Origin of the sequence: Streptomyces sp. NPDC048106 (assembly GCF_040706415.1) — a bacterium.
Lineage (GTDB): Bacteria > Actinomycetota > Actinomycetes > Streptomycetales > Streptomycetaceae > Streptomyces.
In genome coordinates this window covers 42,073-57,716 of the sequence record NZ_JBEZND010000043.1, presented here as the reverse complement: position 1 = coordinate 57,716, position 15,644 = coordinate 42,073, and the positions used below count along the sequence as shown (strand labels likewise).

The following is a 15,644-nucleotide window of genomic DNA, read 5'->3' as shown; positions in this document are numbered from 1 at the left end:
AGAAGTTGCCTGAGGAGGCGAACCCGTTTTGAGTACGGGATCCGGAAAACCTTCCGCCCCCGCACCGACCGCCCCTACTACCCCCGCCCGCAAGTCCTCGATGTTCAGCTCGCTGAAGGTCAGGAACTACCGCCTCTTCTTCGCCGGCCAGGTCGTCTCCAACACGGGCACCTGGATGCAGCGCATCGCCCAGGACTGGCTCGTCCTGAGCCTCACCGGATCCTCCGCGGCCGTGGGCATCACCTCGGCCCTGCAGTTCCTGCCGATGCTCCTGTTCGGGCTGTACGGCGGCGTCCTCGTGGACCGGCTGCCCAGGCGTCCCGTGCTCCTGGTCACCCAGAGCGCGATGGCCCTCAGCGGTCTCGCGCTCGGCGCGCTGACCCTCTCCGGGCACGTCCAGGTCTGGCACGTCTACCTCGCCGCGTTCTTCGTCGGCCTCGCCACCGTGGTCGACAACCCCGCCCGGCAGTCCTTCGTCTCCGAGATGGTCGGCCCCGACCAGCTCCACAACGCGGTCAGCCTGAACTCCGCGAACTTCCAGTCCGCGCGCCTGATCGGCCCCGCCGTCGGCGGCCTCATGATCACCGGCGTGGGCACCGGCTGGGCGTTCCTCGCCAACGGCCTGTCCTTCGCCGCGCCGATCACCGGCCTGCTCCTGATGCGCGCCCGCGAGCTGTACCCGAGCAGGCGCACCCCGCGCGCCAAGGGCCAGCTGCGGGAGGGGCTCCAGTACGTCGCCGGGCGCCCGGACCTGATCTGGTCCATCGTCCTCGTCGGCTTCATCGGGACCTTCGGCTTCAACTTCCCGGTGTGGCTGTCCGCCTTCGCCGACAACGTCTTCCACGTCGGCGCCGGCGGCTACAGCCTCCTCAACACGCTGATGGCCGCGGGCTCCCTCGGCGGCGCCCTGCTGGCCGCCCGCCGCGGCTCGGCCCGGATGCGGCTGCTGATCGCCGCCGCGCTCGCCTTCGGCGCCCTGGAGGTCGTGGCCTCGCTGGCCCCCGCGTACTGGCTGTTCGCCGCGCTGATGGTGCCGATCGGGATCTGCGGCCTCACGGTCAACGTGACCGCGAACACCACCGTCCAGATGGCCACCGACCCCGCCATGCGCGGCCGGGTGATGTCCCTGTACATGATGGTCTTCATGGGCGGCACCCCCGTCGGCGCCCCGGTCATCGGCTGGATCACCGACACCTACGGCCCCCGGGTCGGCTTCGCCCTCGGCGGCGTCGTCTCCGCGGCCGCGGCCGGCGCCATCGGCCTGGTCCTCGCCCGCGTCGGCGGCCTGCGGCTGTCCCTGGGCTGGTACCGGGGCGCCCCGCGCCTGCGGTTCGTGCAGCGTCGGCGGAAGGAACTCGCGACAGCCGCGTGAGCCCTTCGGGGCTGGTGGGGCTAGAACACCCGCCGGGCCAGCACCTGTCCCGGCCACTCGTCCGCACCGTGGGTGAAGGCCTCGGTGCGGACGAAGTCGTTCTGCTCGTAGAACGCGACGAGCCTGCCGTCGTCGCCCGCGTAGCAGTCCACCCGCAGCAGGCCGACCCCGGCCCGCCGGGTCGCCTCGGCCGCGTGGGCGAGCAGCGCGGCGCCGGCGCCCCGCCCCTTGAACCGGCGGTCCGAGGCCAGCAGATGGATGTACCGCTCGGGCTCGCCGGCGGGCTCCAGATAGGCGCCCGGGGCGTCGGTGAGGGTCAGGGTGGCGGCCGGTGTGCCGTCTATCTCGGCGAAGTACGGCGTGCCCGTGGCGGCGTACCGCCGCACCATCTCCACGGCCCTGGGGTTCGCCGACCAAGGCTCGGTGCCCCACTGCCGGGTACGGCCCCGCGCCACCAGCCACTCCACGGAGCTGTCCAGCATGGCCAGGATGAGGGGAGCGTCGTCGGGGCCGCCTTCGCGGACGGTGATCGTCATGGCGGTCATCATGCCCGGGCGTCTCTGGGATCGTGAAGGCATGAGACTCTTCGCCGCAGTGCTGCCGCCGGAGGACGTCACCGCCGAACTGGCCCTGGAAGTCGCCCGGTTGAAGCGGCTGCCGGGCGCCGAGGGGCTGCGCTGGACGGGCCGCCCCGGCTGGCACTTCACCCTCGCGTTCTACGGCGAGGTCGCCGAGGACGTCGTACCCGACCTGTCGGCCCGTCTCGCCCGCGCGGCCCACCGCACCGCCCCCTTCGAACTGGCCCTGCACGGCGGCGGCCAGTTCGGCCACGGCCGCGCGCTGTGGACCGGGGCGTCCGGCGGCGTGGACGCGCTGCGCCTGCTGGCGGACCGGGCGGAGGCGGCGGGGCGCAAGGCGGGGGTACGGATGGAGGAGCACCGCCGCTACCAGGCCCACCTCACGCTGGCGCGCGGCCGGGAGGCGGTGGACGTGCGACCGTACGTGGAGCTGCTCCGTGAGTTCGCGGGCCGGAGCTGGCGGGTGACCGACCTGGCGCTCGTGCGGAGCAACCTGCCGAGGTCGGGGGTGCGTGGGGAGCAGCCGCGGTACGAGGCGGTCGGGCGATGGGAGTGCGCGGCGTCCGGTTAGGCTCGATGCGTGGACCCGAAAACCCGGAACCGGATCATGGCCGGTGCGCTTGTGCTCATGTTGGTCGTCGTCGCCGTGGCGGCGGCGGTCAGGTAGCGGCCGTCCCGTGCGCCCGTGCGTCCGTGCGCCCGAGGGGCGGGGCCGGAAGGCCTCCCGCACCCCGGGCAGCGCACGGCTCGCATGGCTCGTATGACTCATACGGCTCGCGCGGCTCGTACGGCTCTTACCAGGCGAATGCCTCCGGCGACGGCCCCGGACCCGGGAAGATCTCGTCCAGGCCGGTGAGCAGCTCGTCGCCGAGCTCCAGTTCCACGGCCCGCAGCGCCGACTGGAGCTGCTCGGCCGTACGCGGGCCGACGATCGGACCCGTGACGCCGGGGCGGGTGAGGAGCCAGGCCAGGGCGGCCTCGCCGGGTTCCAGGCCGTGCTTGTCGAGCAGGTCCTCGTAGGACTGGATCCGCGCGCGGGCGGCCGGGTCGGCGAGGGTGTCGGCGGCGCGGCCGGAGGCACGGCGTCCGCCCTGCACCTCCTTCTTGATCACACCGCCGAGCAGCCCGCCGTGCAGCGGGGACCAGGGGATGACCCCGAGGCCGTACTCCTGCGCGGCCGGGATGACCTCCATCTCGGCGCGGCGCTCGGCGAGGTTGTACAGGCACTGCTCGCTGACGAGGCCGATGGTGTTGCCGCGGCGGGCGGCGGTCTCGTTGGCCTGGGCGATCTTGTAGCCGGGGAAGTTGGAGGAACCGGCGTAGAGGATCTTGCCCTGCTGGACGAGGGCGTCGATCGCCTGCCAGATCTCCTCGAAGGGGGTGTTCCGGTCGATGTGGTGGAACTGGTAGAGATCGATGTGGTCGGTCTGGAGCCGCTTGAGGCTGGCGTCCACCGCGCGCCGGATGTTCAGCGCGGAGAGCTTGTCGTGGTTCGGCCAGGCCTCGCCGTCGGCGCCCATGTTGCCGTAGACCTTGGTGGCGAGGACGACCTTGTCGCGGCGGTCACCGCCCTTGGCGAACCAGTTCCCGATGATGCTCTCGGTGCGGCCCTTGTTCTCCCCCCACCCGTACACATTGGCGGTGTCGAAGAAGTTGATGCCCGCGTCCAGTGCCGCGTCCATGATCGCGTGGCTGTCGGCTTCGTCCGTCTGCGGTCCGAAGTTCATCGTCCCGAGAACCAGCCGGCTGACCTTGAGTCCCGTGCGTCCGAGCTGCGTGTACTTCATGACCCCTAGCCAACGGCTTGGAGTGGGCTCAAGGCAAGGAGGGGCCGGTCAGTCGCGGGGGAAGTGGGCCGTCTTGAGGATGAGACCGAGGGCGGTGGTGCTCATGTCGACATCGGTCCCGTAGTTCACGCGCAACTCGCAGGCGTAGGAGTCTTCCTTGGGCTCTGTGTACACGTGACACCTTGCCTGGTAGGGATCGGCGATGAGGTAGACGGGGACACCGGCCAGCGCGTAGGCGGCTTTCTTGGGGCCGTAGTCGTTGTGGGCCGTCCCTTTGGAGATGACCTCGGCGACGAAGTCGACGTCCTCGTACTGCCAGCGGCCCCTGTCGTCCTTCGCCGCACCCTCGCGAAACTTGGCCACATCGGGGCAGAAGCCGTTCTGGAACCCGGGAAAGTCGATGCGGACGTCGGTGAAAACCCGCGTGCGGCGCCTGCCGAAGTGGTCTTCGAGCGCCCAGAGGATCTCGCGGATGGTTTCCCAGTGGATGTCCCGCTGCGGCGTCATGAAGACACTGCCCCCAACGATCTCTACCTTGTAACCCTCGGGGACGGGCATCCGCTCAAGGCGCTCGAACCAGTGGTCCAGGCACACGGCGTTCTCGTCGGCCATCTTGATCTCGATCCTGTCTTCCAGGATGGTCATTGTGGCGCTCCTCCCCGGCCGCCTCACGGACGAGGGCGACCGCGCGGTACAACGATACGCACAGTGACGACGAAACGCCGTAATCCAGTCAAACCGTTCCAGTCACGGACGTCTGCCCGATTCCCCACGCCTCCCGCATCGCCCCCGCGAAGGCGCCCGCGATCCGGTGCTCGCCGCTCGCGTTGGGGTGCGTGCCGTCGTACGTGTCGGTGTGGATGTCGTACGACTCGGGCGGCGAGGTCAGCAGGATGGGGGAGCGGGGCTCGTCCAGGTCGGCGACCGCCTTGGCGAGGAGGACGTTGAAGAGGCCGACCTGGTCGGCGAAGGGGGCGTCGGACTCGGCGCGGACGTTGGGGATCACCGGCAGCAGGACCATGCGGATGCCCGGGTCGGCGGCGCGGGCGGCGGCGATGAAGGCGCGGACGTTCTCGGCGGTCTGTTCGGCGTTGGTGTAGAAGCCGAGGTCGATGAGGCCGAGGGAGACGAGCAGGACGTCCGGCCGGCAGTCGCGTATCGCCTCGCCGATCAGCGGGGCCATGTGCAGCCAGCCCTCGCCCCAGCCCGCGAGATGGGCGCGGGGGAAGTCGGGGTCGGCGTAGGCGAGGGACGTCGGGGCGCCGGAGTGCTTGTCGTACAGCGTCTCGCGCGGGCCGACGAGCGTGACGGCGGGGTCGTACGTACCGCGCAGGCGCTGCCACAGCCGGTAACGCCATGTGTGTTCGCCCGCGCTCCCGATGGTCATGGAGTCGCCCACGGGCATGAACCTGAGCATCCGATCATCATGGACGATCGGCGCGGCGGCCGGGGTGTGAGGCCCGCCACGTGGGGGTGCGGGCGCGGTGGCCGGCAGGGTGAACCCCGGGCGGGAATGGCAGGCTTGGGCCATGCGCCGACCGTTCGCCGTCCTTGCCGCCGTCCTGCTCGCCGGCGCCTGCACGCTGCCAGCCGCTGCCGCGGAGGGCGGCGGGAGTGCCGGAAGCTCCGTGAGTTCCGTGACCTCCGGGGACAAGGGGTTCACGATCACGGACCCGCGGATCAAGGAGTCCAGCGGCCTCGCCGCCTCCCGTCTGCACCCCGGTATCTACTGGACGCACAACGACAGCGGCGACGGCCCGTACATCTACGCGGTGGACGGCAGGACGGGGAAGACGGTGGCCCGGGTGACCCTGCGGGGCGTCGGCACCCCGCGCGACGTCGAGGGGATCTCGATCGGGCCGCACAACGAGATCTACGTCGGCGACATCGGCGACAACTACGACGGCCGCTGGCCCTACGTGTGGATCTACCGCCTCCCCGAGCCGAAGGTCCTCCAGGACCAGACGATCACGGCCACCCAGTACGTGGTGAAGTACTCGGACGGCCCCCGCAACGCGGAGTCGCTGCTGGTCCACCCCAAGACCGGCCGGGTCTACATCATCGACAAGAAGGAGGACGGCGGCCACCTCTACGAGGGCCCCGCCACCCTCTCCGCCACCGGCTCCAACGTCTTCCGCCCGATCGCCCCCATCGACCTCTGGGCCACCGACGCCACCTTCTCCCCCGACGGCACCCACCTCGCCGTCCGCGGCTACCTCGGCGGCATCTACTACTCCTGGAACGACGGCCACCCCAAACGCGCCGCCACCCTCGACGTCCCCCTCCAGGGCCAGGGCGAGGGCATCACCTACTCCGCCGACGGCACGAAACTCCTCTACAGCAGCGAGGGCGCCGACAGCGCGGTCGTCCCCAGGGACGCCCCGGACAGCCCGAAGACCTCTCCGACCCCCGGAAACGGCTCCCCGAGCAACCCGGTGACCGGCGGGTCGAGCGTGAAACTGGGCGCGGTGGCTCTGCTCGTCGTGGTGGCGGGGCTGTTCGGGGTGGGGCGGTTGCGGCGGCGGGGGAGGTGACGCGGGCGGGGCGAGCGGGCAGGGGAGTTCGGGCCTCGCGCGGTTCGGCGAGCAGGTGACGAGGGAGAGGGACAGGTACGTGGGCCGTTCGAGGTAGAAGCCGAGCGACACGTCACCGCCGGACCGGAGCCGGGCGGTCGCGGAGGTGACGACGCTGGCGCGATGGTGCCGGTCGCGCTGCACCTCGTCCGCGAACCGGGTCGCGAATTCATCCAGCCTGTGCTGGAGCCACACCGCGGCCTCCTGCGGTGCCTGCCAGGTGCCCCGCACCAGCGAGTCCGGCTTGAGCAGCCAGTACGCCGTCTCCAGCGGAGGCAGGTCGGAGGCCGGGAACTCGGCGGTCACCTCGCGGTAGCGCGCGATCAACTCGGGCCGGCTGCCGGGCGGGGGCGGCTCGGGGTGGGGCGGACGCCGTAATGCCTCCTGGTCGAACCGGGCCTTGGGGCCGGTCCACAGGTAGCCGTGGTGGTGCACGGTTGGTCCTCTGTCCGTGAGGTGTCGGCCGGTCCTGGCGGACTGGTGTGCCGCCAGGACCGGGGGCGTGTCCGGGAGGCTCAGAGGGCGAGCCCGAACCGCGCCGGGTCGATCCCGGCCACGGCCAGCTCCTCCGTGGTGAACCGCAGCGGCGCCATGTCGGGCCGCTTGCTGTCTCCGACGGCCCAGGCGTCCGCACCGATGCGGGCGAGGGTGACGCACCCTTCGGTGCAGGGGCCGCCGCAGGCCTGGACGAAGGCGGCGGAGGTGATGTCGAGCGTGTAGAGGTCGCTTTCGTTCGGCATGAGTGTGCCTTCCTGCTCTGCCTGTTGAGGCTGGTGGTCTGTCTGGGCAGGACCGTAGGCGGGCGCCAGGAAGCAAGGCGGCGAATATTCTCAACCATTCTCGTTTGGTGACTCTGAATGCATGGACATTCACTCAGAGGCACCGACATGCTTGCCCTACCGAGATCGTCAAGCCTCAAGGGGTGGGTCGTAGATGGCACGCAGGTTGCGGTTCAACGGGACGGGGAGTGGTTACAACGGATGCCCTTCGGTGCATGAGGACCTGGACAGCGGAGAAGTGATCGTCCATGGGGCGCCCATCGCCGACCCGGAGGACATCGCGCAGCTCCAGCATCTCTCGGAAGGCGAGGTCGCTGTTGTGGTGCCGCGTGAACTTCTGGTCGATTGGGCGCCGAAGGGGAAGACGCGCCAGGCGGAGACCATCGGGCTCGATGAGTTCGCCGGTCTCTTTGACAGGTTCGAGCACACTGCCTGGCGGCTGGAGACGCGCCGGCGGTATGCGAGTGATGAGGCTGGCGACCGCTGGGCGCAGTTCATCGAGACCGGGAACATTGACGGCGGGGAGGAAGGCAGCCCGGAGGCCAGGCGGTGGGGCGACACGATCCGCGCCCAGGCCGCGTTGGGTAAGCGGATCGAACGCGTGCGCATCGTGGACCGGCCCGCCACCACCGGTCAGCGGTACCTCTTCGAGAGCGCCAAGTGGAACATCGGTCTCGGTGAGGACATCCGTAACATGTGGCGCGCCGACGCGGAGCGACTCCGGCTTCCCGCCGAGGACTTCTGGCTGTTCGACAGCCGCCTCATCGCGCTCCTGCGGTTCGATGACGACGATCGGCTCACGCATGTGGATCTGATCACCGAACCCGCAGAGGTGGTGCGTTGCTCCAGGGTGCGGGATGCTGCATGGCATCACTCCGTATCGCGGGAGCGGTTCGCGGCGGAGATGCACAGCGACGCGTAAGGGCAAGAGCGGATAACCGGTGAGCACGGACTTTCAGAGGGCACGCGAGGAATTGGGCCGCAGGCTCAGGGAATTGCGTGTCGAGAGCCCTGATGGCCGGCTCACCGGCACCGAACTCGCGCAGCGGCTTGGCTGGACGCAGTCGAAGGTCAGCAAGCTGGAGAACGGCCGTCAGACTCCCACGGACGATGACCTCCATGCGTGGGCCGAGGCCACAGGGCAGCCCGACGTCTTCGGTGAACTGCGCGCCCGTCTCAAGGGCTTCGAGAGCCAGATCCGTTCATGGCGACGCCAACTCGCAGCAGGCCACCGTCCCGTCCAGGACTCCTGGAACACGGTCATCGCCAACTCCACAACTGTGCACGAGTGGGAGAACAGCCTCGTTCCCGGACTGCTCCAGACCGCCGACTACGCCCGAAGCGTCTTTTCGGGGCACTCGCGACTCCAGAACTCCCCACGTGACACGGAGGACGCGGTACGCGCTCGCCTGAAGCGGCAGGAATGGCTGTACCGGCCGGGCAAGCGGTTGAATCTGCTGGTATGGGAAGGCGCGCTGTGGGCCCGGGTATGCCCGCCGGACGTTTTGGCGGCGCAACTCGACCGGCTGACAGGCGTGGTGGGGTTGGACACCGTGCGCTTCGGGATCGTGCCGCTGGACGCCGAACTGCACCTGAATCCGGCAAACGCGTTCTGCATCCTGGACGACCGCATGGTCGCGGTGGAGGACTGGCATGCCGAGCTGTGGCTCGACGATGCCGAAACGATCGCCCTGTACCGACGGGTGTGGGCGACTTTCGCCGAAGCCGCTGTGTACGGTCCCCGTGCCCAGCAGGTGATCGCCCGTGTCCGCCGGAGCATCAGCGGCTGAGTGCTGACTGTTCCATCTTCGGCGAGCCGGAAGCGTCAGCGCTTGAGCACGTACGGCCGCACCACGTCGTCGGCTGCTTCCCAAACGGGCGCGTGTTGGCGTCGGGGGCTGTGCCGGCACTCCTCGTCGCGCAGCATCGGCAGCCGGTGGCCGGCCGCGCGGTTGCGTTTGGCCCAGCGGCGCCAGCGGGCGTCGTACGGGGTCGGCAGGCGCCAGACGTACGGGTCCGGTGTGCGGACCTCCCGCGCGATATCCAGGCCCGCGACCTCGTCGGCGCGGCGGCGGGGCCTGGTGAATGGCCGCGCGAGCGCGTCATAAAGCCGTCGGAACACAGGCGTTCTCCGCGAGCGTGAACGTGGCCCAGACGCACTTCGTGTACGGGTCCCGCCGGTATCCCCACGCCTCGGCCAACGCCTCCACGAGCGCCAGTCCGCGTCCGCCCTCCTCGTCCGGCGCGGAGTCGTGAAGCTGGGGGAGGCGGTCGCGATCCGGGTCCGAGACCTCCAGCAGCAGGTTCCGTTCCCGGAGGGTGAGCGAGACCTCGACCAGGGCGTAGGCGACCTGGCAGTGGCGTACCGCGTTGGTGACGAGTTCGCTTGCCGACAGGGTGACCACCTCGGTCAGTTCGCCCGTGATTCCCCACTCTGCGAGGGCCTTGGCGATGAGCTGGCGGGCGGTTGACACGTGTCGCCTGTGCTTGGGGATGCGGAAGGTTGTGGTTGCGGGCATGGGGTGCCGTACCTCCTGACGTGCTTCGTCAAGGTGCTCTCTGCCTTGATGCCGCTGTGAAGGTACGGCCGTCTCTGACGGTCGCGCAATCGACTTGAGTGAATGTATTCACTCGTCCACTCGGTCGAGTGATTCGCTCCCAAAGTGAGTGATCCGTGTGGCATCGTGGCCGAAGAAGAGGGGAGGATCCATGCCCACAGGTGGACGGCCGACGGTGCGCAGCAGGCGCTTGGGGGCGGCGCTGAGGCGGTACCGGCAGGCCGCCAAGCTGGACCAGCCACAGGCCGCCGAGGTAATCGCAGCAAGTCAAGCCAGAGTCAGCCGCCTTGAGAGCGGCCAAGTCTCCGCTCGTGTCATCGAAGTGCGACTGCTGCTGGACGCGTACGGCGTCAAGGACCCGGAAGTGTGCGCGAAGCTTGAGGACTTGGCGAAATTCTCCAAGAAGCGCGGTTGGTGGCATGAGTACGCCGCGCACCTGCGGCCGGGCTACCTCGATCACATCACGCTGGAGGATGACGCGAGTCATATCCGGCAGTGGCATCCGGTCCTGATTCCGGGGCTTCTCCAGACTCGGCCATATGCCCAGGCGGTCATCACCGGCGGACCCAACGCTCTCAGTCCCGAGTACGTGGCGCAGTTGCTGGAGGTGAGGAAGCGTCGGCAAGAGAGGATCGCCGAAGGCGGGGCCAAGTACTCCGCTGTCATCTGGGAAGCGGTCATCGAGCATCCTCTGGCGAGTATCGAAACTCACCGAGGTCAGCTGTCGTCGCTCCTTGAGGCTGGGCAGCGAGAGAACGTCACCGTGCAGGTTCTGCCGTTCCACACGGGTTCGTTGGTGGCTGCTGCGAACCCCTTCTCAGCCTTCAGCTTCGACTCCGAGTCGGTGGTCGAGGCTGTGACCATGGAAGATGTGATGTCTACGTCGATCGTTGAATCTCCGAACGATCTTGAGGTGTATGCCAGTTCGTTCGACCTGCTGAGCTCATCAGCATTGACTTCGGAGGCGAGCGCGAAGCTCATTCGGAGCAAGCTGGAAGCCATTGAGGAAGGCGCGCCATGAACGATGTCGTGGGACCGTTCCGGAGGTCTTCTTACTCGGCGCAGCTAGGCGACTGCGTCGAGGTCGCCGACACGGCCCCCGGCGGCCGAGTCGTCCGCGACAGCAAGCGGTCCGACGGCCCCCTCCTCACCGTCTCCCGCGAGACCTGGCAGGCCTTCCTCCGTCAGTTCTCGTAGGTCACACGACACAGCGAAGGAAGCTGATGGCCGCATACACCCCCCTCTTCCCCGGCAGCAACACCGTGATGGAGGAGGCGTGGCGCGAGGTCCATGCCGACGGTGAGGCCAAGGGTGAGGCCAAGGCCGTCCTCCGGGTTCTTGGTGCGCGGGGCATCGAGGTGTCCGACTCCGTCCGGGAGCGGGTCATGGCCTGTGCCGACCTGGAGGTGCTGGAGAGCTGGCTCGACCGCTCCGTGACCGTGACCAGCGCCGAAGAGCTGTTCGCGGCCGGGGGAGGAGCGTGATGGCCAGATTCGTTCCGAGCGTCCCCGGCGCCGGCAGCCGCGACGCTGCCCGGATACGGCTCACGGAGTGCGAGAACCTGCTTTTCGGCGACTGGGGCGATTCACCCCCGTAGAACGAGGGGCGCCCGGCGGTACCTGCTCCGCCGGGCGCCCCTCACCGTCGTACGGCGGAAGTCAGAGCTTCTCGATGACGTAGTCGATGCACTTCGTCAGCGCCTCGACGTCCGCCGGGTCGATCGCCGGGAACATGGCGACGCGCAGCTGGTTGCGGCCGAGCTTGCGGTAGGGCTCGGTGTCGACGATGCCGTTGGCGCGCAGGGCCTTGGAGATGGCGGTGGCGTCGATGTCGTCGGAGAAGTCGATGGTGCCGATGACCGAGGAGCGCTTCGCCGGGTCGGTGACGAAGGGGCTGGCGAACTTGACGTCCTCGGCCCAGCCGTACAGCGCCCGCGCCGAGGCGGAGGTGCGGCCGACCGCGAAGTCCAGGCCACCCTGGCCGTTGAGCCATTCGAGCTGCTGGTTGAGCAGGAAGAGCGTGGCGAGAGCCGGGGTGTTGTACGTCTGGTTCTTGCGCGAGTTGTCGATCGCCGTGGGCAGCGAGAAGAACTCCGGGATGTGGCGGCCGGACGCGTGGATCCGCTCGGCGCGCTCGATCGCGGCGGGGGAGAAGACGCCGATCCACAGGCCGCCGTCGGAGGCGAAGGACTTCTGCGGGGCGAAGTAGTAGACGTCGGTCTCGGCGATGTCGACCGGCAGACCGCCCGCGCCGGAGGTCGCGTCCACCAGGACGAGGGAACCCTCGTCGGCGCCGGCCACCCGCTTGATGGGCATGGCGACACCGGTGGACGTCTCGTTGTGGGTGAAGGCGTACACGTCGACGCCCGCCTCGGCCCGCGCCTCCGGGTGGGTGCCCGGGTCGGTGGCGATCACCGTCGGCTCGGCCAGCCAGGGCGCGAGCTTGGCGGCCTTGGCGAACTTTGAGGAGAACTCGCCGAAGTTGAGGTGCTGGGACTTGTTCTCGATCAGCCCGTGGGTGGCGATGTCCCAGAAGGCGGTGGAGCCGCCGTTGCCGAGGACGACCTCGTAGCCCTCGGGGAGGGAGAACAGCTCGGAGATCCCCTCGCGGACCTTACCGACCAGGTTCTTGACGGGCGCCTGGCGGTGGGAGGTACCGAGCAGGGAGCTTCCGGTGGCGGCCAGGGCGTCGAGCGCCTCGGTCCGCACCTTGGAGGGGCCCGCGCCGAAACGTCCGTCGGCGGGCTTGATGTCAGCGGGAATCTGGATGTCGGCCACGATCCGGAGCGTATCGGGTGGGCGAAACGGGACGGAACCATGTCCGTCGGATGAGACAAGATTGCCGTCACACGGACTTGTCGTGTCGTACGACGATCATGGGTGGGGTTGTACGACGATCAGGGCGAGGTTGTGGATAACTCGCGGTGACGGTCGGGGATCGGATGCATCCTGGGCCCATGACGGATCAGACGGATCTCTCACGTCTCGAAGCGGAGCTGCGCGCGGGCCTCCGCGGCGAGGTCCGCTTCGACGCCACCGCCCGCGCGCTCATGACCATGGACGCCTCCAACTACCGGCGGGTCCCGGCGGGCGTGGTCGCCCCCCGGGACGCCGAGGACGTGGCGGCGGCGCTGGAGGTGTGCCGGGCGCACGGAGTGCCGGTGGTGCCGCGCGGCGGGGGTACGTCGATCGCCGGGCAGGCCACGGGCACAGGGGTCGTACTGGATTTCACGCGCCACATGGACGCCGTGCTGGAGCTGGATCCGGGCACGCGCACGGCGGTCGTGCAGCCCGGCCTGGTCCTCGACAGCCTCCAGCGCGCCGCCGCCCCGCACGGCCTGCGCTTCGGCCCCGACCCGGCCACACACAGCCGCTGCACCCTCGGCGGCATGATCGGCAACAACTCCTGCGGCTCCCACTCGGTGGCCTGGGGGACGACCGCCGACAACATCGCGGAGCTGGACGTGCTCACCGCGCGCGGCCGGCGGCTGCGGCTCGGCCCGGGGTGGGCCGGCGCGCCCGAGGGCCTGCGGGAGCTGGCGGAGGGCGAGCTGGCCCGGCTGCGCACCGGTTTCCCCGACCTGCCCCGCCGCATCTCCGGGTACGCGCTGGACGCGCTGCTGCCCGAGAAGGGCGCCGACGTGGCCCGCTCCTTCTGCGGCTCCGAGGGCACCCTCGGCGTCCTCACCGAGGCGGTGGTGCGCCTGGTGGAGGCCCCGCCCGCCCGCGCACTGGCCGTGCTGGGGTACGGCGACGAGAGCGCGGCCGCCGAGGCCGCCGTCGGCCTCCTGCCGCACGGACCGCTGACGGTGGAGGGCATGGCCGCCGACCTGGTGCCCCCGGGGGCGGGCCTGCCCAAGGGCGCCGCGTGGCTGTTCGTGGAGACGGGCGGGCGGACGCGGGCGGAGGCACGCGCCCGCGCGGAGACGATCGTGCGGGCCGCCGACGTCGTGGACGCCCTCGTGGTGACCGAGGCCGCCGCCCAGCGTGCCCTGTGGCGCATCCGCGAGGACGCGAGCGGTACGGCGACGCGGATGCCGGACGGCTCCGAGGCCTGGCCCGGTTGGGAGGACTGCGCGGTGCCGCCCGCCCGGCTCGGCGCCTATCTGCGCGACTTCCGCGCCCTGCTGACCGCCCACGGCCTGCGCGGCACTCCGTACGGCCATTTCGGCGACGGCTGTATCCACGTCCGCATCGACTTCGACCTGCTCACCGAGGCCGGCGTCGGCCGCTTCCGGCACTTCTCGGAGGAACTGGCCGACCTGGTGGTGGCACACGGCGGCTCGCTGTCCGGGGAACACGGCGACGGCCAGGCCCGCGCGGAGCTGCTGCCGCGGATGTACGGCGCCGAGACGGTACGGCTGTTCGAGCGCGCCAAGGCCGTCTGGGACCCTGACGACCTGCTCAACCCCGGCATGCTGGTCCGCCCCGCACCGCTCGACGGCAACCTCCGCTTCGCCGTGCTGCCGACCGGTCCCGTGGACGTGGCCTTCGGCTACCCGGCCGACGGCGGCGACTTCCGCGCGGCCGTCCGCCGCTGCGTCGGCGTGGCCAAGTGCCGTACGACCACGGCGGCCGGCCCCGCCGTGATGTGCCCGTCCTTCCGGGCGACCGGGGAGGAGGAGCACTCCACCCGGGGCCGGGCCCGGCTGCTGCACGAGATGCTGGCGGGGGAACTGATCACCGACGGCTGGCGCTCCACCGAGGTCCGCGACGCCCTCGACCTCTGCCTCGCCTGCAAGGGCTGCCGCACGGACTGCCCGGTCGGCGTCGACATGGCCACCTACAAGGCCGAGTTCCTGTACCACCACTACGCGGGCCGACGGCGCCCCGCCGCCCATCACAGCATGGGCGGCCTGCCCGAGTGGCTGCGCTGGACCGCCCGCACGCGTACGGCTCCGCTGCTGAACGCGCTCGCCGCGATCCCGCCCCTGGCGGCCGCCGCGAAACGCCTCGGCGGAATCGCGCCCGAGCGGCGGCTCCCCCGGCTCCCCTCACGGACCTTCACCGGCTGGTGGCGGCGCCGGCGGCCCACTGGGACCCGGCCGCCCGGAGATCTGGTGGTCCTCTGGCCGGACACCTTCACCGAGTACCTGTCCCCCTCGGTCGGCCGCGCGGCGGTCCGCGTCCTGGAGGCCGCCGGCCTGCGGGTGACCCTCCCCCCGACACTCCTGCCACGCCGCCGCGCGACCACGGACGGCGCGACGACGGACGGCGCGACGACGGACGGCGCGACGACGGACGGTGCGACCACGGAAGGCGGGCCCGCCCCCACCCGGTCCACCTCGCCCCCCGCCCGCTTCCCCGCCCCCTTCCCCAACCCCTTCCCCGGCCTCCTCCCCACCCGCCACGCCCGCGTCTGCTGCGGGCTGACCTACATCTCCACCGGCCGGCTCGACCGTGCCCGTGCGGTGCTGCGGCGCACGTTGGACGTGCTGGAGCCGGTGCTGCGCGCGGGCCTCCCGGTCGTCGTGCTGGAGCCGAGCTGCGCGGCGGCCCTGCGCACCGACCTGCCGGAACTCCTGCCCGACGACCCCCGCGCGGCCCGGCTCGCCTCCGCCGTCCTCACCTTCGCCGAGGTCCTGGAGCGGCACGCCCCGCAGTGGAGCCCGCCCGCCGTGGACCGTCCCGTCGCCGGCCAGACCCACTGTCATCAGCACGCGGTCCTCGGCGACGCCCCGGACCGGGGGCTGCGCGAGGCGGCCGGTCTCACCGGGGAACTCTCCGGCGGCTGCTGCGGCCTGGCGGGCAACTTCGGCTTCGAGAAGGGCCACTTCGAGGTCTCCCGGGCCTGCGCGGAGGACCAGCTCCTGCCCTCGGTACGGGAGGCGGCCCCGGACACCGTGATCCTCGCCGACGGCTTCTCCTGCCGTACCCAACTGGAGCAACTGGCCGGGATACGCGGACGGCACCTGGCGGAGGTGCTGGCCGAGGCGCTGGAGCGGGACACGGGGAAGAGGAGGGGAGATGACGGGCCCGGCGCCTGACGACTGTTTCC

17 protein-coding genes and 1 pseudogene are annotated in these 15,644 nt (G+C 70.4%); 9 read left to right on the top strand and 9 right to left on the bottom strand.

What is annotated here, in order from left to right; all coding sequences use genetic code 11:
- Nucleotides 1–28: 28 nt before the first annotated feature.
- Nucleotides 29–1,372: an MFS transporter gene (locus AB0927_RS32790; protein WP_366671431.1), complete on the top strand. Its 1,344-nt coding sequence runs from the start codon at nt 29–31 to the stop codon at nt 1,370–1,372.
- Between the two features lie 20 nt (nt 1,373–1,392).
- Here the strand turns inward: AB0927_RS32790 and AB0927_RS32785 are convergent, their stop codons facing one another.
- Complete coding sequence (locus AB0927_RS32785; protein ID WP_366671430.1) at nt 1,393–1,908, bottom strand: GNAT family N-acetyltransferase; 516 nt, start codon at nt 1,906–1,908, stop codon at nt 1,393–1,395.
- Nucleotides 1,909–1,948: 40 nt separating this feature from the next.
- Between AB0927_RS32785 and thpR the strand changes: the two genes are divergently transcribed.
- Nucleotides 1,949–2,521 (top strand): RNA 2',3'-cyclic phosphodiesterase, encoded by a 573-nt coding sequence (thpR, locus tag AB0927_RS32780; protein WP_366671429.1) that lies wholly within the window; start codon nt 1,949–1,951, stop codon nt 2,519–2,521.
- 223 nt (nt 2,522–2,744) lie between these two features.
- On the opposite strand, the gene AB0927_RS32775 is transcribed toward thpR, so the two are convergent.
- The 3 genes from AB0927_RS32775 to AB0927_RS32765 all read right to left on the bottom strand — a co-directional run bounded on the left by AB0927_RS32775 (nt 2,745) and on the right by AB0927_RS32765 (nt 5,154).
- Nucleotides 2,745–3,737 (bottom strand): aldo/keto reductase, encoded by a 993-nt coding sequence (locus AB0927_RS32775; protein WP_366671428.1) that lies wholly within the window; start codon nt 3,735–3,737, stop codon nt 2,745–2,747.
- A gap of 48 nt (nt 3,738–3,785) precedes the next feature.
- Complete coding sequence (locus tag AB0927_RS32770; protein WP_366671427.1) at nt 3,786–4,382, bottom strand: Uma2 family endonuclease; 597 nt, start codon at nt 4,380–4,382, stop codon at nt 3,786–3,788.
- Between the two features lie 88 nt (nt 4,383–4,470).
- On the bottom strand, nt 4,471–5,154 hold the full coding sequence (locus AB0927_RS32765) for a GDSL-type esterase/lipase family protein (protein ID WP_366671426.1): 684 nt from the start codon (nt 5,152–5,154) through the stop codon (nt 4,471–4,473).
- A 112-nt stretch (nt 5,155–5,266) separates the two neighbouring features.
- Here AB0927_RS32765 and AB0927_RS32760 point away from each other — a divergent pair, with 112 nt between their 5' ends.
- Nucleotides 5,267–6,271, top strand: a complete 1,005-nt coding sequence (locus AB0927_RS32760) for a WD40 repeat domain-containing protein (protein ID WP_366671425.1) — start codon at nt 5,267–5,269, stop codon at nt 6,269–6,271.
- Between the two features lie 9 nt (nt 6,272–6,280).
- Here AB0927_RS32760 and AB0927_RS32755 read toward each other — a convergent pair.
- Together AB0927_RS32755 and AB0927_RS32750 are read right to left on the bottom strand one after the other, a co-directional pair.
- Nucleotides 6,281–6,745 (bottom strand): annotated as a pseudogene (locus AB0927_RS32755) (hypothetical protein); the annotation flags it as partial.
- 80 nt (nt 6,746–6,825) lie between these two features.
- Entirely contained in the window at nt 6,826–7,050 is a 225-nt protein-coding gene (locus AB0927_RS32750) for a DUF397 domain-containing protein (RefSeq protein ID WP_366671424.1), read from the bottom strand.
- Nucleotides 7,051–7,243: 193 nt separating this feature from the next.
- Here AB0927_RS32750 and AB0927_RS32745 point away from each other — a divergent pair, with 193 nt between their 5' ends.
- Together AB0927_RS32745 and AB0927_RS32740 are read left to right on the top strand one after the other, a co-directional pair.
- Nucleotides 7,244–8,011 (top strand): DUF6879 family protein, encoded by a 768-nt coding sequence (locus AB0927_RS32745; protein WP_366671423.1) that lies wholly within the window; start codon nt 7,244–7,246, stop codon nt 8,009–8,011.
- Nucleotides 8,012–8,030: 19 nt separating this feature from the next.
- Nucleotides 8,031–8,879: a helix-turn-helix transcriptional regulator gene (locus AB0927_RS32740; RefSeq protein WP_366671422.1), complete on the top strand. Its 849-nt coding sequence runs from the start codon at nt 8,031–8,033 to the stop codon at nt 8,877–8,879.
- A gap of 35 nt (nt 8,880–8,914) precedes the next feature.
- Here the strand turns inward: AB0927_RS32740 and AB0927_RS32735 are convergent, their stop codons facing one another.
- Nucleotides 8,915–9,211 (bottom strand): hypothetical protein, encoded by a 297-nt coding sequence (locus AB0927_RS32735; protein WP_366671421.1) that lies wholly within the window; start codon nt 9,209–9,211, stop codon nt 8,915–8,917.
- Nucleotides 9,192–9,608, bottom strand: coding sequence for an ATP-binding protein (locus AB0927_RS32730; RefSeq protein WP_366671420.1), 417 nt, complete (start codon nt 9,606–9,608; stop codon nt 9,192–9,194). Before AB0927_RS32730 ends, AB0927_RS32735 begins: the two co-directional genes overlap by 20 nt.
- Before the next feature lie 190 nt (nt 9,609–9,798).
- On the opposite strand from AB0927_RS32730, the gene AB0927_RS32725 reads away from it, so the two are divergent.
- The 3 genes from AB0927_RS32725 to AB0927_RS32715 are packed head-to-tail and all read left to right on the top strand — an operon-like array spanning nt 9,799 to nt 11,131.
- On the top strand, nt 9,799–10,668 hold the full coding sequence (locus tag AB0927_RS32725) for a helix-turn-helix transcriptional regulator (RefSeq protein WP_366671419.1): 870 nt from the start codon (nt 9,799–9,801) through the stop codon (nt 10,666–10,668).
- On the top strand, nt 10,665–10,844 hold the full coding sequence (locus tag AB0927_RS32720) for a DUF397 domain-containing protein (RefSeq protein ID WP_366671418.1): 180 nt from the start codon (nt 10,665–10,667) through the stop codon (nt 10,842–10,844). Before AB0927_RS32725 ends, AB0927_RS32720 begins: the two co-directional genes overlap by 4 nt.
- Nucleotides 10,845–10,870: 26 nt before the next feature.
- On the top strand, nt 10,871–11,131 hold the full coding sequence (locus tag AB0927_RS32715) for a hypothetical protein (protein ID WP_366671417.1): 261 nt from the start codon (nt 10,871–10,873) through the stop codon (nt 11,129–11,131).
- Between the two features lie 174 nt (nt 11,132–11,305).
- On the opposite strand, the gene serC is transcribed toward AB0927_RS32715, so the two are convergent.
- On the bottom strand, nt 11,306–12,424 hold the full coding sequence (gene serC, locus AB0927_RS32710) for a phosphoserine transaminase (RefSeq protein WP_366671416.1): 1,119 nt from the start codon (nt 12,422–12,424) through the stop codon (nt 11,306–11,308).
- A gap of 179 nt (nt 12,425–12,603) precedes the next feature.
- Here serC and AB0927_RS32705 point away from each other — a divergent pair, with 179 nt between their 5' ends.
- On the top strand, nt 12,604–15,633 hold the full coding sequence (locus AB0927_RS32705) for an FAD-binding and (Fe-S)-binding domain-containing protein (RefSeq protein WP_366671415.1): 3,030 nt from the start codon (nt 12,604–12,606) through the stop codon (nt 15,631–15,633).
- Nucleotides 15,634–15,644 lie beyond the last annotated feature (11 nt).

What these genes read in the sequence shown, in the direction of transcription:
- AB0927_RS32770 (WP_366671427.1), bottom strand. Translation starts at nt 4,382, where the DNA reads ATGACCATCCTGGAAGACAGGATCGAGATCAAGATGGCCGACGAGAAC.
- AB0927_RS32760 (WP_366671425.1), top strand. Translation starts at nt 5,267, where the DNA reads ATGCGCCGACCGTTCGCCGTCCTTGCCGCCGTCCTGCTCGCCGGCGCC.
- AB0927_RS32725 (WP_366671419.1), top strand. Translation starts at nt 9,799, where the DNA reads ATGCCCACAGGTGGACGGCCGACGGTGCGCAGCAGGCGCTTGGGGGCG.
- AB0927_RS32785 (WP_366671430.1), bottom strand. Translation starts at nt 1,908, where the DNA reads ATGACGATCACCGTCCGCGAAGGCGGCCCCGACGACGCTCCCCTCATC.
- AB0927_RS32715 (WP_366671417.1), top strand. Translation starts at nt 10,871, where the DNA reads ATGGCCGCATACACCCCCCTCTTCCCCGGCAGCAACACCGTGATGGAG.
- AB0927_RS32745 (WP_366671423.1), top strand. Translation starts at nt 7,244, where the DNA reads ATGGCACGCAGGTTGCGGTTCAACGGGACGGGGAGTGGTTACAACGGA.
- AB0927_RS32750 (WP_366671424.1), bottom strand. Translation starts at nt 7,050, where the DNA reads ATGCCGAACGAAAGCGACCTCTACACGCTCGACATCACCTCCGCCGCC.
- AB0927_RS32720 (WP_366671418.1), top strand. Translation starts at nt 10,665, where the DNA reads ATGAACGATGTCGTGGGACCGTTCCGGAGGTCTTCTTACTCGGCGCAG.
- AB0927_RS32730 (WP_366671420.1), bottom strand. Translation starts at nt 9,608, where the DNA reads ATGCCCGCAACCACAACCTTCCGCATCCCCAAGCACAGGCGACACGTG.
- AB0927_RS32765 (WP_366671426.1), bottom strand. Translation starts at nt 5,154, where the DNA reads ATGCTCAGGTTCATGCCCGTGGGCGACTCCATGACCATCGGGAGCGCG.
- thpR (WP_366671429.1), top strand. Translation starts at nt 1,949, where the DNA reads ATGAGACTCTTCGCCGCAGTGCTGCCGCCGGAGGACGTCACCGCCGAA.
- AB0927_RS32705 (WP_366671415.1), top strand. Translation starts at nt 12,604, where the DNA reads ATGACGGATCAGACGGATCTCTCACGTCTCGAAGCGGAGCTGCGCGCG.
- AB0927_RS32775 (WP_366671428.1), bottom strand. Translation starts at nt 3,737, where the DNA reads ATGAAGTACACGCAGCTCGGACGCACGGGACTCAAGGTCAGCCGGCTG.